Below are 15,468 nucleotides of genomic sequence, written 5' to 3'. Positions count from 1 at the left end.
ACCCACGTGGTCCCGCCCCAGGGCATGCCCGCCTGGCAGGCCCCCGACCCCGCCCGCCCCACCCTCCCGCTCGACCCCCTCCTCCCGGTCCAACTCGTCGAGTCGCGCGGCGACTGGGGACACGTCCTGTGCGCCAACGGCTGGAGCGCCTGGGTCGACGCCCGCTACCTCGTCGCCGTCCCCCAGGACCCGCCCCTGCCCACCGGGGACCCGGCCCCCGCCGACGACGCCGGACCGCTGCTGGCCCGCGCCGAACACGCCCTCGCCGAGTACCGGGCGGCCGTCCGGGAACTGGCCGGCGGACTCGACGGGGAGTCGTTCCGGCGCCGGACCCGGGGCCTGCGGATCGGGGTGGTCGTCGACGGGGAGTCGGTGTGGCTGTACGACCCGGAGCGCGGCCGGTGGGTGTACGCGCGGGGCACCCGGCTCAGCACGTACACCGCCGAGGGCCCGCCCCAGCAGACCCCGACCCCACAGACCTCGACCCCACAGACCCCGCCCGAGCAGGCCCCGCCCGGACACGCGCCCACCCGGGTGGTGAGACCCGATGAGCGGTGACACCGGGCGCCTCGTCGGCGGGTTCCGCATCGAGCGGGAGATCGGACGCGGCGGGATGGCCGTCGTCTACCGCGCCCGCGACCTGCGCCTGGACCGCACGGTCGCCCTCAAGATCCTCGCCCCCGAACTCGCCCGCAACGACACCTTCCGGCAGCGCTTCGCCCACGAGTCCAAGGTCGCGGCGGCGCTGGACCACCCGCACATCGTGCCCGTCTTCGCGGCGGGGGAGACCGACGGCGTCCTCTACATCGCCATGCGCTACGTCGAGGGCAGCGACCTGCGCCGGCTCCTCGACCGCGAGGGCCCGCTGCCGCTCGCGACGGCCGTCAGGATCGCCGCCCAGGTCGCCTCCGCGCTCGACGCGGCCCACGCGCACGGGCTCGTCCACCGGGACGTGAAACCCGGCAACGTCCTGATCGCCCCGGGCCCCGACGACGAACACCCCGAACACGCCTACCTCACCGACTTCGGGCTCACCAAGAAGTCGCTCTCGCTGACCGGGTTCACCACCGTCGGCCAGTTCGTCGGCACCCTCGACTATGTCGCGCCCGAGCAGATCGCCGGGAAACCGGTCGACGGGCGCTGCGACGTGTACGGGCTCGCCTGCGTCGTCCACGAATGCCTGACCGGCCGGCCGCCGTTCTGCCGCGACGACGACATGGCGCTGCTCTGGGCCCACCAGTACGACACCCCGCCCGCGCCGACCTCCCTGCGGCCCGGACTGCCCGCCCGGCTCGACGCCGTGTTCGCGAAGGCGCTGGCCAAGGACCCCGAGGACCGGTACGCCACGTGCCTCGCGTTCACCGGGGACCTCAGGGGCGTTGAGATCAGGGGTGAGGCCGAGCCCCCGGTCCGGCCACCGGAGTGGGCCGCCGCGATGTTCGGGGCAGACACCCCGCCAGGAACCCCGCGATGAACCCCCACAGCGCCGCGAGCGCGAGCCCCGGCCACCATCTCGGCCTCAGCAGCAGCGAACCGCCCAGACCGCCGGCGAGATCCCCGATCCCGAGGACCGACAGGCCGTAACGGGCCTCCGTCCGGCACAGCAGGAACACCGCCGCCACCGCGAGCGTCAGCCCGACCGCCATGTGCAGCCCGTGCCGCCACGCGGGCGTGCCCGCGGGTGAGCGCCGTACCATCACCACGGCCGCCGCCAGCAGCGACAGCGCCACCACGACGGCCAGCCACCACACCCGCCCGTCCCGCGCGGCCAGCGCGCTCAGGTCGAGCGTCGACAGGTCCGGCGTCCGCAGCACCTCGTCCAGCACCTTCGGCATCGGCAGCCCGAACGGCCCCTGCACCCGCCCCTCCCAGGTCGCCCCCAGCCCGATCGTCAGCGCGAGCCACATCAGGTTCGGCATCCCCAGCAGCACCACGGCCACCGTCTCCACCCGATGCCCCTTCGCGACGACCACCCCGAGCGCGGCCAGCACCCCCAGCGCCACCCACGCGAGCAGCAGTACGACCATCGCGTACGACACCGGCCGCACCGACTCCCGCGCCCGCAGCACCCGTCCCGGCAGCGGTGCGCCCCGCGAGACCAGCAGCGCCAGCAGGAGCACGCCCGCCAGCCACACCAGCCCGACCGCGAGGGTGAGCGGCACGTCGGTCGTGAAGCCGACCTCGGGAGTGGCGCCGAACAGGTCGGCGAGGTCGCCGAGCGTGCCGTCGCCGAGGGGGATGCGGAACGTGTGCCGGGCGGCGAGCGCCAGCCCCAGCAGGGCCAGCAGCCAGAGGGCTGCGAGCCGCGCCGCCCAGCCCGCCAGCTCCACCGCCCCCGCGACCGCGCGGTGGCGCAGCGGGCGCAGGAAGCCCGCGCCGATCACCAGCGCCCCGGTCAGTGTCACCGACAGCGGGAGCACCGTCATCCCGGCCCGGCTGCCCGCGAGGGCGCCCGCCGCGCCGGACAGCTCCACCGTGCCGCCGACCGCCGTCACCACCGACGCCGCGACGACGCTGGGGAACGCCCCGCCGGGCAGGTCCGTCGCCCCCGCCGCCAGCAGGCCGAGACCGGCCACGAGACCCATCGCGAACACCCCGGCGAGCACGGCGCCGAGCGCCTGGGGCCAGCCGTGCCGGGCGGGGACGGAATCGATCATGCCTGCCACGCTAAGCAGGCCCGCCCCGGCCCGCCTGCCGGGTGCGCCGTCGGTGTCGGCTTGCGGGTGACACCCGTATGGAGCACACAATAGGGACATTCGGTAGCAGAACGATCCGAGCGAACCCCACTTCGGGAGGGTGCGTGAGCGTCGAACCGCCGTCCTCAGGAGGCCCCAGCGGACCGCCGTCGGGCCCCCTCTCCGGACCCTCCCAGCCCGCCCCGGTCCCACCGGACGGACCCCGCCGCCCCTGGTGGAGGTCGGCTCCCCGGATCGCCCTCGCCACCGCGACGGTCGTGGCCGTCGCCGCGGTCGCCGTGCTCCTCACCCGCTCCGGCGGCGACTCCGACAAGAAGACCGGCGCGAGCGGCGGCGAGGTCATCCTCCAGGCCGCGAACAAGCCCGGCCTCGACCCCTTCACCGAGTCCACGGCCGCCCAGAGCTCCGCCCCGCCCGCCGTCACGGCCCCCTCGCAGGCCCCCGCGGGCACCCTCCGCAGCGTCGACGGCGGCTCCGCCGGGCTCTACGGCGGCAGCAAGGACGTCTCCGCCTGCGACGTCGAGAAACAGATCCGCGTACTGGGCGCGGCGCCCGCGAAGAACACCGCCTTCGCCTCCGTCGCCGGCGTCCGGCCCGCCCAGGTCCCCTCCTACCTCCGCTCCCTCACCCCCGTCCAGCTCCGGGCCGACACCCGGGTCACCAACCACGGCTTCCGCGACGGCGCCGCGACCAGCTACCAGTCCGTCCTCCAGGCCGGCACCGCCGTCCTCGTCGACGGCTACGGCGTCCCCCGCGTCCGCTGCGCCTGCGGCAACCCCCTCACCCGCGCCCAGGCCCAGTCCGGCACGCCCCGCCCCGCCGGCGACTCCTGGCCGGCCTACCGCCCCGGGAACGTCGTCGTGGTGGCCCCGTCGATCACGGTCGTCAACATCTTCGTCCTGTACGACCACCACGACCACGGCTGGATCGCCCGCCCCCGAGGCGACTCGGGGCACGGAGACCGGCCGACGACACCCCCGACGACACCGCCGGTGACACCGACGCCCACGCCGACGCCGAGCCCGAGCACCAGCGGCAGTACCAGCCCGAGCCCGAGTACGAGCCCGTCCTCCCCGTCGCCCTCGACCTCGCCCTCACCCTCGACCTCTCCCTCTGTCTCGCCCTCCGCTTCCCCTTCGTCCTCACCCTCTCCGTCCCCGTCCCCCGAGTCCCTCTCCCCGCCCCCGATGAGCCCGTCCCCCTCCCTGTCGCCCCCGCTCTCGTACTCGCCGGCCGAGCCGTCACCGGTGACCGCGTCGCCCGGTCCCACGGCCCTCATGTCCCCCTCGCCGTCACCCTCTCCCGGGGAGCTTCCGGCTTCCCCCGGCGTATGAGGGGACTGCACGGCCCGGCACGGGGTACGAGCACAGGTGCGGCAGCGTCCGGCCAGTCCGGCCTCACAGAGAGACGCACGAGGAAGAGCACGACCGAGCACCTGGACGGGGCAGTGATACCGACTGGTTTCGACGTACCTGTGGAACCGCTTCGGCGGGCCGAGCACTACACGGGCGACCCCGGCTGCATCGGCGAGGCCCGCGCCTTCGCGGCCCGCTTCGTCGACCAGCTGAGAACCGAGTGGTGCGCAGCCATCGACGAGCACGTGGTCAACGAGGTGATGCTCGTGGTCAGCGAGCTGGTCACCAACGCCGACCGGCACAGCAACGGCCCGTACATCCTGGAGCTGGAGGGCACCGACGCGGCCGTCACGGTCTGCGTGTACGACAGCAGCGACGCGCTGCCCCTGCGGTTCCCCCGAGACCCCGAACGCATCGGCCGCCACGGCCTGGAGATCGTCCACGCCCTGGCGACCGAGGTCAGCGCCGAACGCGTCCCCGTGGGCAAACGCGTCCGGGCCGTCCTCCCGTTCGGCTAGGCCGTGTCTTTCGGATCGGTCCTGGTCGCGGGGTGTGGCACGCACATCTGCGGCGTTGTCGTCGGTCGCCGACGCGCCGCGTCGACTCCCTCCTCCGCCTTGCAGCTGCACGCACCACACCCCGCTCGCCGGCGTCACGAAGGCACCGCTTCTTGAGGCGGACCGATCCGAAAGACACGGCCTAGCGGCCGGTCCCGGCCGCGTGGTCAGGCCAGCATCCCCTCCCGCAGGCGCGCGATGATGCGCTTGATCAGACGGGAGACGTGCATCTGGGAGCAGCCCAGTTCGGCGCCGATCTCCGCCTGAGTGGCCTCCCGCACGAACCGCAGATGCAGGATGCGCCGGTCCCGCTCGCTCAGTTCGGCCATCAGCGGGGCCAGCGTGTGGAAGTCCTCGACGAGCCGCAGGGCGTGCTCCTCGATGCCGATGAAGTCGGCCAGGACCGCTTCCCCGCGCTCGGTGCCGTCGCCGGTGAGGGCCGCGTCCAGGGACGAGGAGGTGTAGCCGTTGGCGGCGATCTGCGCCTCCACGACCTCGTCCTCGGAGATGTTCATCAGCGTCGCCAGCTCCGAGAGGGTCGGCTCCCGGTCCAGGCGGCCCGCCAACTCGTCCCGTGCCTTGGCGAGTTCGACCCGCAGCTCCTGGAGCCGGCGCGGCACGTGGACCGCCCAGGTGGTGTCCCGGAAGAACCGCTTGATCTCACCGACGATGTACGGCAGCGCGAACGAGGTGAACTCCACCTCGCGGTCCGGGTCGAACCGGTCGATCGCCTTGATCAGCCCGATCATCCCGGTCTGGACGATGTCCTCCATGTCGTCGCCGCGGCCCCGGAACCGGCCTGCCGCGAACCGCACGAGCGACATGTTCATCTCGATCAGCGTGTTGCGGGCGTACTGGTACGCGTGGGTGCCCTCCTCCAACTCGCCCAGACGCCGCAAGAACTGCCGCGACAGTTCTCGTGCGTCTCGTGGGGCCACGCTGCGGGGGTCCTCGACCCCCGGCAGCCCGGTGTCCCCGTTCGGTGCGGACGACGTCTCGACGACCTGTCCTGCCTGCGAGCCGATCACGGCGGTACGCATGCCCTCTCCCTCGTGCGACGGGTGTGCCGGTCCCCGGGGCGGGCGCATGCCACGGAGACCGCTCACGAGGCGCCTACCCGAAGTCGCGCGGGGCATGCGCCCCGGTTCGGTCCAACGTCCGCCGAGCGGTGAGGAGTTCGTGGAGATACCGCTTCGTGACCGTGCCGCCGTACCGGGTGTCGATCAGCTCCCGCAGCGCCCCGAGCAGGCCCGTACGCGAAGGTTCGTCGAGGGCGAGGTGGTTGGAGTAGGTGAGCAGGACCTCCAGATACCGGTCGGTGGAGTAGGTGACGTCCTGGGTGAACCTGGTCACGGTGACGTCCTCGTAGCCGGGTTCCCGCTCGAACTCGCCGATGCCGGCGGTCACTTCGGAGGCGTCCTTGAGGAGGAGGCCCGGCGGGGTGCCGGGGACCCAGCGCTCGTAGTGGACCTGCGAGTCGTGGAAGAACTGCGTGGTGCCGCCCGCGACATGGTCGGTCACCACCACCGCGAGCAGCCCGCCTGGGCGCAGCGCCGCCGCCGTCCGCGCGGCCCGCGTCGCCGGGTCGAGCCAGTGGAACGCGGTCGCGCACGTCACCAGATCGAAGGACGCGGCCGGCGGCTCCCAGACGTCGAAGTCGGCGACCACTACCTCGGCGCGGGGCCGGTCCGCGAGGTTGCGCCGGGCCACCGCGGCGAGGGACGCGCCCAGCTCCACGGCGGTGAGCCGGCAGCCCGTCGCCGCGAGCGGCACCGTCAACTGGCCGGTGCCCGGGGCGATCTCCAGGACGCGGCTGTCCGGGCCGAGGCCCGCCGCCGTCACGATCGCGTCGACCAGCGCGGAGGGGTAGCGGGGGCGCACCCGGTCGTAGCGTTCGGCGACGGCGTCGAAGGTCTCGCGGAGCATGGGACGCACCTTTCGGAGGCTTTCAGAGGTTTCCGGAGGCTTGGGGAAGCTTTCGGAAGAAGGGGACGACGAAGAGCGCAGTCTGCCGTCGCGCCCACCGCCGTCGCCCCCGGTTTTCGCCCCGGTTTTCCGCCGTCGGCGGAACGCCGGGCCACGTGGCCGCCCGCCTCCTAGGCTGGGAAGGTGAGCAACCACGACGAGGCCCGAGTCGTCCCCCTGGCCCCGCCCCGCGAGCCCCTCTGGCGGGACCTGGTCGGAGACGTCCTGCGGCGCGAGCGCCAGGCGCAGGAGCGCACGCTGAAGGACGTCGCCGAGGCGGCCCGGATCTCCATGCCCTACCTCTCCGAGGTCGAGCGGGGCCGCAAGGAGGCATCCTCCGAGGTCCTCGCCGCCGCCGCGCGCGCCCTCGGCCTGACCCTCGGCGACCTCCTCGCCCGCACCCACGGCGAGCTGACCCGGGTCACCTCCCGCCGCGTCTCCGCCCACCGCCGCCCGACGCCCACGGCCATGGCCACCGCCTCGTACGACGGACTCTGCCTGGCCGCCTGAGGAGGCCCGGGGCTCAGCGCCGGCTGAGCACCTCGTCCGCCAGCCCGTACGCCACCGCCTCCTGGGCCGTGAACACCTTGTCGCGGTCCATGTCGGCGTGCAGCGTCGCGACGTCGTGGCCGGTGTGGCGGGCGAGGACCTCCTCGACCTGGGAGCGGATACGCACCATCTCCTTCGCCCGCAGGGCCAGGTCGGAGACCATCCCGCGCTGCCCGCCGCTCGCCGGCTGGCCCAGCAGCACCCGCGCGTGCTCCAGCACGAACCGGCGCCCCGGGTCCCCGCCCGCCAGCAGCACCGCCGCCGTGGACGCCGCCTGCCCGACGCAGAACGTCGAGATCGGCGCCTTCACGTACGACATCGTGTCGTAGATCGCCATCAGCGAAGTGAACGAACCCCCGGGCGAGTTGATGTACAGCGCGATCTCGTTCTCCGGGGACGCCGACTCCAGATGCAGGAGCTGCGCGATCACGACGTTCGCGACACCGTCGTCGATCTCCGTGCTGAGGAAGATGATCCGCTCCGACAGCAGCCGGCTGTAGATGTCGTACGACCGCTCGCCCTGCGGGGTCCGCTCGACGACGTACGGAATCGTGTAGGAGCCCATCGTCACAGTCCCATCCGTCGTTCCGGGGCGGCCGGGCGCAGGTCGGCCAGGGAGCCGACGATCCGGTCGACCATGCCGTACTCCCTGGCCTCCTCGGCGGTGAACCAGCGGTCCCGGTCGCTGTCCCGGGAGACCGTCTCCCGGGGCTGTCCCGTGCGTTCGGCGAGGATCTGCTCGATCGTCCGCTTGGTGTGCTCCAGGTTGGCCGCCTGGATCTCGATGTCCGAGGCCGTGCCGCCGATCCCGGCGGACGGCTGATGCATCATCACCCGGGCGTGCGGCAGCGCGTACCGCTTGCCGGGCGCGCCCACGGTCAGCAGGACCTGGCCCATGCTGGCGGCGAAGCCCATGGCGAGCGTCGCGACGTCGTTGGGGATCAGCTGCATCGTGTCGTGGATGGCGAGCCCCGCGTGCACCTCGCCGCCCGGGCTGTTGATGCACAGCACGATGTCCGCGCGGGGGTCCTCGGAGGCCAGCACGAGCAGTTGCGTGCAGACCCGCTGGGCGGACACCTCGTCGACCTGTGTCCCGAGGAACACCATGCGGTGGGCGAGCAGTTGCCCCGCGAGCTGGTCGTCGAAGCGGGTGGGCCGGGTGTCGCCCTCGGCGAGGGTGAGGGGTGGTGTCATCACGTCTCCTCGGTCTGGTCGCGATGCGGTCCTGTCGCGATGCGGTCGGGTGCCGATGCCTCCACTCTCGCCGCGCCGCGACCCTCACCAGCCGTTTCTCTGCCCGCGGCAGAACGGCTCTGCCGACAGCAGATCAGCGCAGCGTGCGGAAGAACGCCCGGACGTCCGCCACCAGCAGGTCCGGCTCCTCCAGCGCCGGGAAGTGCCCGCCCCGGTCGTACTCCGTCCACCGCACGACGTTGTCCGTGCGCGCGGCCCGGTGGCGCAGCGGTATCTGGATCTCCGCCGGGAACAGCGCCAGCGCCGTCGGCACGGTCGACGGCTCGGTGGGCCGGGCGAGGCGGCCGGTCGTCGTGTGCGCCCGCTCGTAGTAGATCCGCGCGGCCGAGTTCGCCGTACCGGTCAGCCAGTGGACCATCACGTTCGTCAGCAGCAGATCCCGGCCGACCGCCTCCTCGGGCAGCTCCCGGGAGTCCGTCCACTCACGGAACTTCTCGATGATCCAGGCGAGTTGACCGACGGGTGAGTCCGTCAGCCCGTACGCGAGGGTCTGCGGCCGGGTCGCGTGGACGGCGGCGTACGCGGACGCGTCGGACATCCACGTGGTCCAGCTCCGCCAGGACTCCAGCGTGCGTTCCCGCTCGGCCGGGCTCAGCGGGGCCAGTTCCTCCGGCGTCGGCTCGGTCGTCGCCTGCGCCCCCGGCAGCAGGTTGAGGTGGACGCCGGTCACCCGGCCGGGATGCGCCCGCCCCAGCTCCCGGGAGATCCCGGCGCCCCAGTCACCGCCCTGCGCGCCGAACCGCTCGTACCCGAGGCGCGTCATCAGCTCGGCCCACGCGTCCGCGACCCGCCCCGCCTCCCAGCCACTCTCGGTGGTCGGCCCGGAGAACCCGAACCCGGGGATGCCCGGCACGACGACGTGGAAGGCGTCCGCCGCGTCCCCGCCGTGCGCGACCGGGTCGGTGAGCGGTCCGACGACGTCCAGGAACTCGACGATCGACCCGGGCCAGCCGTGCGTCAGGATCAGCGGCACGGCGTCCGGCTCGGGGGAGCGGACGTGGGCGAAGTGGACGCGCGCCCCGTCGATCACCGTCGTGAACTGCGGCCAGGCGTTCAGCCGCGCCTCCGCCGCCCGCCAGTCGTACCGGTGGCGCCAGTGCTCGGCGAGCTCCCGCAGATAGTCCACCGGCACGCCGTACGACCAGCCGGAACCGGGGATCTCCGCAGGCCAGCGGGTGCGGTCGAGGCGGTCGTGGAGGTCGTCGAGATCGGCCTGCGGGATGTCGATGCGGAACGGGTGGATCGTCATGATCCGGATGCTAGTTCGGGGCGCTCCGGGGGCCGCCGGAATTTCTTCCGGGGGAGCGATGAGTTTGCCGCGGGCGGCCGGTCGATACACATGACCGCGTCATCCGAGACCCCGGGGAGCCCCAGTGACCACCGACGGATTCATCACCTGCCTCTGGTTCGACGACCAGGCCGAGGACGCCGCCCACCACTACGTCTCGATCTTCAAGAACTCCAGCGTCGGCAAGGTCTCCCGCTACCCCGAGGGCGGCCCGCGCCCCGCCGGCAGCGTCCTGACCGTCGAGTTCACCGCGAACGGCCAGCGGTTCGTGGCCCTCAACGGCGGCCCCGAGTTCACGTTCAACGAGGCCGTCTCCTTCCAGATCATGTGCGCCGACCAGGAAGAGGTGGACTACTACTGGACGAAGCTCACCGAGGGCGGCGGCGAACCCGGCCCCTGTGGCTGGCTCAAGGACAAGTACGGGGTGTCCTGGCAGGTCGTCCCCATCCGGTTCATGGAACTCTTCTTCGACCCCGACCAGGAGAAGGCCAACCGCGTCAACCAGGCCATGCTGTCCATGGGCAAGCTCGACATCGCCGCCCTGGAGAAGGCGGCCGAGGGCGCATGACCGCGCCGATACGCCGAAGCTCCGGCCGGTGAGACCCGGCCGGAGCAGGTGGCGTACGGCTCAGACGCGGTCCGCGACGATCATCAGGTACTGGAAGCTGCCGTTGCGGTAGGCCGTGAGGAACGTTTCCTCGATCCCGGTCACCAGATGGTCGGCCCGGCTGCGCAGGTCCCAGTAGGGGATCGCCGTCTGCGTGAGGTCCTCGACGTGGACCGGCACCAGCCGGTTGCGGGACATCGCGCGGAAGTACTCCGAACGCGGGTGGATGTCGCAGATGTAGTGCGCGTTGATCAGCGACACCTCACGCGACGCCTGCCCGTACGTGTCGTTGTAGCAGCCCGTGATCGTGACGTACCGGCCGCCCCGGCGCAGCAGCCGGGCGTGCTCGGCGAAGAGCAGGTCCAGCTCGACGTACATCGTCGACTCGTTGTTCCAGGACGCCGCGTACGCGCCCGTCTCGAAGCCGGTGTCCAGCATGTTGCGGTGGTGGTAGCGGACCTTGCCGTCGATGCCCCGCTTGCGGGCCTGCTCGTTGGCGAAGTCGGCCTGCTTCGTGGAGAGCGTCACGCCGTCCGCGCCGCAGCCGTAGCGCAGATGCGCCGTCACGCTGCCGCCGCCGCGCCCGCAGCCCGCGTCGAAGACCCGGTCCTCGGCGGTCAGCGGGCCCAGCTTGGAGGCCAGCAGCTCCGCCTGGGCGTGTTCGAGGCGGTGCAGCTCGGCCGTCAGACGGTCACGGCGCAGCACGGGGTCCGGCTCGTCCAGGACGCTCCAGTCGGCCTCGCCGATGCCGTAGTGGTGGTGGTACAGGTCGTCGATCTTGCCCAGGTCGAGGTTGACCGGGTTCTCCTCGGCGTTCCAGTAGTCCGCGACGCGGTTCTGGTACACGGACTGCGTGGGCAGCGAAACGAGACCGGGTCGGGTGTCGTGGGCTGTGGTCAACGGTTGCTCCTATGTCGTACGGGTTGGTGCGTGGTGGACCGGGGGTCTCACCAGTAGTCGGGCAGGTGGTAGCGGTGGGTGTTGGTGGCGTGCCACTCGTGGTTGCCGGCCACCCAGTCGTCGAGGCTTCGCGCGTACCGCTCCGCGAGCGGGGAGAGCGCCGCGAGCTGGGCCGCCTCCTCCTCGAACGCCTCCATGATCCGGTTGTGGATCTCGACCGCCTTGAGATAGGCGGACTTCAGACCGCACTGGTCGTTCGCGGCGATGACCTGCGGAAGGTTCAGGTGCTCGGGGTCGGTGGCCAGCTCCTTGGTGAAGGAGTACAGGTCGTTGACGAGGGTCGTCGCGTTCGAGGCGAGCGCGGTGATGCGCTGGATCTCGGGCCGGACGTAGATCTGCTCGGGCAGCTCGTAGCCGTCGACGGCGTCGACGATCGACAGGCAGGGCCGGAAGTTGTTGAACTGGCGCATCACCAGGTACTCCCAGACCTTCGGCACGTACCCGGTCTGCGCCCAGGCCGCCTCGCCGAGGTAGCCGAGGTGCAGCCGGGCCATGTCGTGCACGAACCGGTCCGCCTGGCTCGGCGTCGAGAGCGCCGCGTAGTCCTTCATCGCCCAGAAGTAGGAGCGCAGCGGGCTGTCCGCCTGCATCCCCTCGTGCCACTCCTCGGTGAGGTCCGCGGGGCCGTGGAACGGGTCGAGCGCGGACTGCGCGATCACGAGCCGCCCGCCGAGCCCGGCGGCGCTCCCGCCCCGGCCCTCGGCCTCCTCGCAGTAGCAGTCGTCGACGATGTTCTCGGCGAGCAGCAGCTTCCCGGCCGCCACCAGCCGCTCCATGTCGAGGGCGTTCGGGTGCTGGAGGACGACGGCCCGGCCGAACTGGAAGTCCGAGAAGTCGCCGTGCCACTCCGGCGGGAACAGCTCCAGCTCGTTCGCCCACTCCTCCAGCCTGCGGTCGACCTCCGCCGCCTGCACCGGGTCGGCGGGTTCCACCCGGCGGTGCTTGAGACCCGGGACGACACCGGTCCGCCTGACGTTCAGCGGGCGGAAGGGGGCGGGGGGCCCGGGAGGCGCGTAACTCATGGCGACGTCCGTCCGATCTGTACGTTCTCCAGGATGCCGACCGCGTCCGGCACCAGTACGGCCATCGAGTAGTAGGCGGTGACGAGGTAGCGGATGATCGCGTTGTCGTCGATCCCCATGAACCGCACGTTCAGCCCCGGCTGGAACTCCTCCGGGATGCCCGTCTGATAGAGGCCGACGACGCCCTGGTCCGCCTCGCCGGTGCGCAGCGCGATGATGCTCGTCGTCAGGTCGGGGCCGACCGGGATCTTGCCGCACGGGAAGATCGGCACCCCCCGCCACGCGGGCACGTGGTGCCCGTTCACCTCCGCCGGGGCCGGCATCAGACCGCGCCGGTTCAGCTGCCGGAAGAACGCGGCGATCGCCTTGGGGTGCGCCAGGAACAGCGTGGTCCTGCGGCGCATCGACAGCAGCTCGTCCAGGTCGTCCGGGGTCGGCGGGCCGCTGGACGTGGGGATGCGCTGGTCGTAGTCCGTGTTGTGCAGGAGGCCGAACTCCCGGTTGTTGACCAGCTCCCACTCCTGGCGCTCGCGGATCTCCTCGACCGTGAGGCGCAGTTGCTGCCGGGTCTGGTCCATCGGCTCGTTGTAGAGGTCCGCGACCCGGGTGTGGACCTTCAGGATCGTCTGCGTGAGGGACAACTCGTACTCGCGCGGGGAGAGTTCGTAGTCGACGAACCCCGCGCCGATGGTCGGCTCGCCCACGTGCCCCGCCTGGACGGGCACCTCGGCCTCGCCCTCGCGGTTCATGGGCAGCCGCTGTCTCGTCGCGTACGCCTCGAAGTGCGCCGCGAGCGACGGGACCCGCGCGGTGAGCTCCCGTACCGCGTCCCAGTCCAGCGTGAGGACCACGCCCGCCGTGTCCGCGCGCACCGAGGCGCCCCACAGCGGGTCCGGGCGCCCGATCGCCTCGTCGCCGAGCTGGTCGCCGCCCGCGACGATCCCGACGACCTCCTCCTCGCCGTACGCCCCCGCCGTGAACCGCGTGAACCGGCCGTGCGCCACCACGTACGCCTCGGTCACCGGCTGCCCGGCCTCGACGAGGACCTCGCCGGCCCGCACCTCGCGCGCCCGGAACCGGCCCGCCAGCTCCCGCAGCACCTCGGTGTCCGCGTAGCCGCGCAGCGGCGGGAGTTCGGTGAGCGTCTCGGGGACGATCCGGACGTCGTCCGCGCCGTTCTGCTCGAACCGCACCCGCCCCCGGCCCACCGACAACTGGAGCCGCCGGTTGACGCGGTAGGTGCCGCCCCGCACGTCGATCCACGGCAGCGAGCGGATCAGCCAGCGCGAGCTGATGCCCCGCATCTGCGGTTCGGACTTCGTGGTCGTGGCGAGCTGCCGGGCGGCGTGCGTGCCGAGGCTGGTGAGCGGGGCGGTGGTGACACCGTCCGGTGTGGACACATTCACTCCCGTCGATCTGGGCAGAGCGGCACCGGCCGGCGCCGGCCGGATGCGTACAAGCAGCCAACCCGGTCGTGCGACGAACGCGCACCGGCGTGCGGGGGTGGCTCCTTCGCATGCGGGTCGCACGGACGGATCAACTGGTGCAGAGACCGTGATCCACGGCGCTCCCGCGTCACTCTCCAGGGGAATATGTGGAACGTCCGGTTCTGTGTTAGAGGTCTTGTCGACAGTGTTTCGGCGGCGCTCTCGGCGCGCGGGCCGCAGGGCGCGTGACTAGCGTGGACAGCGACCTGTCGGCCGATCGGAAGGGGCGCGGTCATGGCCGTGCAGCCCGAAGGAACGCCCTGCTGGGCGGATGCGATGTTCACGGACGTCGAAGGGGCCAAGAGCTTCTACGGCGACGTCCTCGGCTGGACCTTCGGCGAGGCGTCGTCGGAGTACGGCAACTACACCCAGGCGTACGCGGACGGCAAGGCGGTCGCCGCCGTCGTCCCGCCGATGCCCGGCCAGGAGGGCGCCTCGCAGTGGTGCCTGTACCTCGCCTCGGACGACGCGGCGGCGAGCGCCGCGAAGGTCCGGGACAGCGGGGGAGAGGTGCTGATGGAGCCCATGAAGGTGGGCGACTTCGGCACCATGTGCCTGGCGCGCGACCCCGGCGGCGCCGTCTTCGGGATCTGGCAGGCCGGCGTCCACGAGGGCTTCGAGGCCGTCGCCGTCCCCGGCGCCTACTGCTGGGCCGAGGTCTTCACCCGGGAGCCGGCGAAGGCGGACGCGTTCTTCCCGGCCGTCTTCGGCTACACCGTCAAGGAGATGGACGACGCCGCCGTCGACTTCCGCATCTACAGCCTCGGCGAGAACATGCTGATGGGCCGGATGAGGATGGGCGAGGAGTTCCCGCCGGAGATCCCGTCGTACGTGAACGTCTACTTCACGGTCGACGACTGCGACGCCGCCGTGCAGCGGGCCGTCGACGGCGGCGGCATCCTCCGGTTCGGCCCGATGACCATGCCTTTCGGGCGGTTCGCGGCGCTCAGCGACCCGCAGGGCGCGAGCTTCTCGGTGATCGACGTGACGACGACGGAGGGGGAGCAGCCGACGCTGACCGACGTGGCATGATCGAGTCCATGCGTGAACGACTGGTGGCCGCGTGCGACGGCGCCTCCAAGGGCAACCCCGGACCGGCGGCGTGGGCGTGGGTGGTCTCCGACGACGCCGAGACGCCGGTCCGCTGGGAGGCGGGACCGCTCGGCAAGGCGACCAACAACGTCGCCGAACTCACCGCGCTGGAGCGGCTGCTGACCGCCACCGACCCGGCCGTGCCGCTCGAGGTGCGGATGGACTCGCAGTACGCGATGAAGGCCGTCACGACCTGGCTGCCCGGCTGGAAGCGCAACGGCTGGAAGACGTCCGGCGGCAAGCCCGTCGCCAACCAGGACCTCGTCGTGCGCATCGACGAACTCCTCGGCGGGCGCACCGTCGAGTTCCGCTACGTCGCCGCGCACCAGGTCGACGGCGACCCCCTGAACGACTTCGCCGACCGCGCCGCGAGCCAGGCCGCGATCGTCCAGGAACCGGCGAGCAGCGAACTGGGCTCGCCGGAGCCGCCGCCGTCGTCCATGACCCCCTCCTCGGGCGGCGCCAAGCGCACGGGCAGGCCGGCCGCGCGCAAGCAGGCCGGTTCGTCCCGCACGCTCAAGGCCAAGTTCCCCGGCCGCTGCGTGTGCGGACGCTCCTACGCGGCTGGCGAGGACATCGCGAAGAACGCCCAGGGGTGGGGTCACCCGGAGTGCCGCGCGGAGGCTACCGGCTGAA

Annotated in this window: 17 protein-coding genes; 8 read left to right on the top strand and 9 right to left on the bottom strand. The window is 72.2% G+C overall.

The window, feature by feature from the left end; all coding sequences use genetic code 11:
- The first annotated feature begins 24 nt into the window (after positions 1 to 24).
- Both ABZX85_RS28905 and ABZX85_RS28900 read left to right on the top strand, forming a co-directional pair.
- Positions 25 to 558, top strand: a complete 534-nt coding sequence (locus ABZX85_RS28905) for a hypothetical protein (RefSeq protein WP_355874744.1) — start codon at positions 25 to 27, stop codon at positions 556 to 558.
- Positions 548 to 1,474 carry a serine/threonine-protein kinase gene (locus tag ABZX85_RS28900; protein ID WP_355874561.1) on the top strand — a complete coding sequence of 309 codons (927 nt, stop codon included), beginning with the start codon at positions 548 to 550 and terminating at the stop codon, positions 1,472 to 1,474. Before ABZX85_RS28905 ends, ABZX85_RS28900 begins: the two co-directional genes overlap by 11 nt.
- Here the strand turns inward: ABZX85_RS28900 and ABZX85_RS28895 are convergent.
- The gene (locus ABZX85_RS28895) at positions 1,386 to 2,657 is read right to left on the bottom strand and encodes a streptophobe family protein (protein ID WP_355874558.1); all 1,272 of its coding nucleotides are present in this window, start codon (positions 2,655 to 2,657) and stop codon (positions 1,386 to 1,388) included. The two genes, ABZX85_RS28900 and ABZX85_RS28895, sit on opposite strands and share 89 nt — an antisense overlap.
- A gap of 143 nt (positions 2,658 to 2,800) precedes the next feature.
- On the opposite strand from ABZX85_RS28895, the gene ABZX85_RS28890 reads away from it, so the two are divergent.
- Positions 2,801 to 4,030, top strand: a complete 1,230-nt coding sequence (locus ABZX85_RS28890; protein ID WP_355874556.1) for a DUF6777 domain-containing protein — start codon at positions 2,801 to 2,803, stop codon at positions 4,028 to 4,030.
- Positions 4,031 to 4,170: 140 nt separating this feature from the next.
- Entirely contained in the window at positions 4,171 to 4,569 is a 399-nt protein-coding gene (locus ABZX85_RS28885; protein ID WP_355874553.1) for an ATP-binding protein, read from the top strand.
- Between the two features lie 206 nt (positions 4,570 to 4,775).
- Here the strand turns inward: ABZX85_RS28885 and ABZX85_RS28880 are convergent, their stop codons facing one another.
- Together ABZX85_RS28880 and ABZX85_RS28875 are read right to left on the bottom strand one after the other, a co-directional pair.
- Positions 4,776 to 5,648 (bottom strand): RNA polymerase sigma factor SigF, encoded by an 873-nt coding sequence (locus tag ABZX85_RS28880; protein WP_355874550.1) that lies wholly within the window; start codon positions 5,646 to 5,648, stop codon positions 4,776 to 4,778.
- Positions 5,649 to 5,721: 73 nt separating this feature from the next.
- Positions 5,722 to 6,534, bottom strand: coding sequence for a class I SAM-dependent methyltransferase (locus ABZX85_RS28875; RefSeq protein WP_355874548.1), 813 nt, complete (start codon positions 6,532 to 6,534; stop codon positions 5,722 to 5,724).
- 183 nt (positions 6,535 to 6,717) lie between these two features.
- On the opposite strand from ABZX85_RS28875, the gene ABZX85_RS28870 reads away from it, so the two are divergent.
- The gene (locus tag ABZX85_RS28870) at positions 6,718 to 7,083 is read left to right on the top strand and encodes a helix-turn-helix transcriptional regulator (protein WP_355874545.1); all 366 of its coding nucleotides are present in this window, start codon (positions 6,718 to 6,720) and stop codon (positions 7,081 to 7,083) included.
- 13 nt (positions 7,084 to 7,096) lie between these two features.
- On the opposite strand, the gene ABZX85_RS28865 is transcribed toward ABZX85_RS28870, so the two are convergent.
- From ABZX85_RS28865 to ABZX85_RS28855, 3 genes are all read right to left on the bottom strand, one after another.
- Positions 7,097 to 7,687 carry an ATP-dependent Clp protease proteolytic subunit gene (locus tag ABZX85_RS28865; protein WP_355874741.1) on the bottom strand — a complete coding sequence of 197 codons (591 nt, stop codon included), beginning with the start codon at positions 7,685 to 7,687 and terminating at the stop codon, positions 7,097 to 7,099.
- Positions 7,688 to 7,689: 2 nt separating this feature from the next.
- Entirely contained in the window at positions 7,690 to 8,316 is a 627-nt protein-coding gene (locus ABZX85_RS28860; protein WP_355874542.1) for an ATP-dependent Clp protease proteolytic subunit, read from the bottom strand.
- 133 nt (positions 8,317 to 8,449) lie between these two features.
- Complete coding sequence (locus tag ABZX85_RS28855; protein ID WP_355874539.1) at positions 8,450 to 9,625, bottom strand: epoxide hydrolase family protein; 1,176 nt, start codon at positions 9,623 to 9,625, stop codon at positions 8,450 to 8,452.
- Positions 9,626 to 9,749: 124 nt separating this feature from the next.
- Between ABZX85_RS28855 and ABZX85_RS28850 the strand changes: the two genes are divergently transcribed.
- Complete coding sequence (locus tag ABZX85_RS28850) at positions 9,750 to 10,232, top strand: VOC family protein (protein WP_355874537.1); 483 nt, start codon at positions 9,750 to 9,752, stop codon at positions 10,230 to 10,232.
- Between the two features lie 60 nt (positions 10,233 to 10,292).
- Here ABZX85_RS28850 and ABZX85_RS28845 read toward each other — a convergent pair whose 3' ends face one another.
- Genes ABZX85_RS28845 through ABZX85_RS28835 form a run of 3 tightly spaced genes read right to left on the bottom strand, consistent with a single transcriptional unit; the run spans position 10,293 to position 13,653 of the window.
- Positions 10,293 to 11,171 (bottom strand): geranyl diphosphate 2-C-methyltransferase, encoded by an 879-nt coding sequence (locus ABZX85_RS28845; RefSeq protein WP_355874534.1) that lies wholly within the window; start codon positions 11,169 to 11,171, stop codon positions 10,293 to 10,295.
- A 47-nt stretch (positions 11,172 to 11,218) separates the two neighbouring features.
- Positions 11,219 to 12,253, bottom strand: coding sequence for a family 2 encapsulin nanocompartment cargo protein terpene cyclase (locus tag ABZX85_RS28840; protein ID WP_355874531.1), 1,035 nt, complete (start codon positions 12,251 to 12,253; stop codon positions 11,219 to 11,221).
- Positions 12,250 to 13,653 carry a family 2B encapsulin nanocompartment shell protein gene (locus tag ABZX85_RS28835; RefSeq protein ID WP_355874528.1) on the bottom strand — a complete coding sequence of 468 codons (1,404 nt, stop codon included), beginning with the start codon at positions 13,651 to 13,653 and terminating at the stop codon, positions 12,250 to 12,252. Before ABZX85_RS28835 ends, ABZX85_RS28840 begins: the two co-directional genes overlap by 4 nt.
- Positions 13,654 to 13,974: 321 nt before the next feature.
- Between ABZX85_RS28835 and ABZX85_RS28830 the strand changes: the two genes are divergently transcribed.
- Together ABZX85_RS28830 and ABZX85_RS28825 are read left to right on the top strand one after the other, a co-directional pair.
- Positions 13,975 to 14,772, top strand: coding sequence for a VOC family protein (locus ABZX85_RS28830; protein WP_355874526.1), 798 nt, complete (start codon positions 13,975 to 13,977; stop codon positions 14,770 to 14,772).
- Positions 14,769 to 15,467, top strand: coding sequence for a ribonuclease H (locus ABZX85_RS28825; protein ID WP_355874523.1), 699 nt, complete (start codon positions 14,769 to 14,771; stop codon positions 15,465 to 15,467). Before ABZX85_RS28830 ends, ABZX85_RS28825 begins: the two co-directional genes overlap by 4 nt.
- The last annotated feature ends 1 nt before the right edge of the window (position 15,468 follow it).

This window comes from Streptomyces sp. NPDC004539, from assembly GCF_040610055.1.
Classification (GTDB): Bacteria; Actinomycetota; Actinomycetes; order Streptomycetales; family Streptomycetaceae; genus Streptomyces.
Note: the sequence above shows the minus strand (reverse complement) of the source record. Positions and strands in the feature narration are given on the sequence as shown.

Bases quoted from the DNA above. Each gene is read 5' to 3' on its own strand.
- ABZX85_RS28855 (WP_355874539.1), bottom strand. From the start codon at position 9,625: ATGACGATCCACCCGTTCCGCATCGACATCCCGCAGGCCGATCTCGAC.
- ABZX85_RS28830 (WP_355874526.1), top strand. From the start codon at position 13,975: ATGGCCGTGCAGCCCGAAGGAACGCCCTGCTGGGCGGATGCGATGTTC.
- ABZX85_RS28840 (WP_355874531.1), bottom strand. From the start codon at position 12,253: ATGAGTTACGCGCCTCCCGGGCCCCCCGCCCCCTTCCGCCCGCTGAAC.
- ABZX85_RS28875 (WP_355874548.1), bottom strand. From the start codon at position 6,534: ATGCTCCGCGAGACCTTCGACGCCGTCGCCGAACGCTACGACCGGGTG.
- ABZX85_RS28905 (WP_355874744.1), top strand. From the start codon at position 25: ATGCCCGCCTGGCAGGCCCCCGACCCCGCCCGCCCCACCCTCCCGCTC.
- ABZX85_RS28900 (WP_355874561.1), top strand. From the start codon at position 548: ATGAGCGGTGACACCGGGCGCCTCGTCGGCGGGTTCCGCATCGAGCGG.
- ABZX85_RS28880 (WP_355874550.1), bottom strand. From the start codon at position 5,648: ATGCGTACCGCCGTGATCGGCTCGCAGGCAGGACAGGTCGTCGAGACG.
- ABZX85_RS28895 (WP_355874558.1), bottom strand. From the start codon at position 2,657: ATGATCGATTCCGTCCCCGCCCGGCACGGCTGGCCCCAGGCGCTCGGC.
- ABZX85_RS28825 (WP_355874523.1), top strand. From the start codon at position 14,769: ATGATCGAGTCCATGCGTGAACGACTGGTGGCCGCGTGCGACGGCGCC.
- ABZX85_RS28860 (WP_355874542.1), bottom strand. From the start codon at position 8,316: ATGACACCACCCCTCACCCTCGCCGAGGGCGACACCCGGCCCACCCGC.
- ABZX85_RS28865 (WP_355874741.1), bottom strand. From the start codon at position 7,687: ATGGGCTCCTACACGATTCCGTACGTCGTCGAGCGGACCCCGCAGGGC.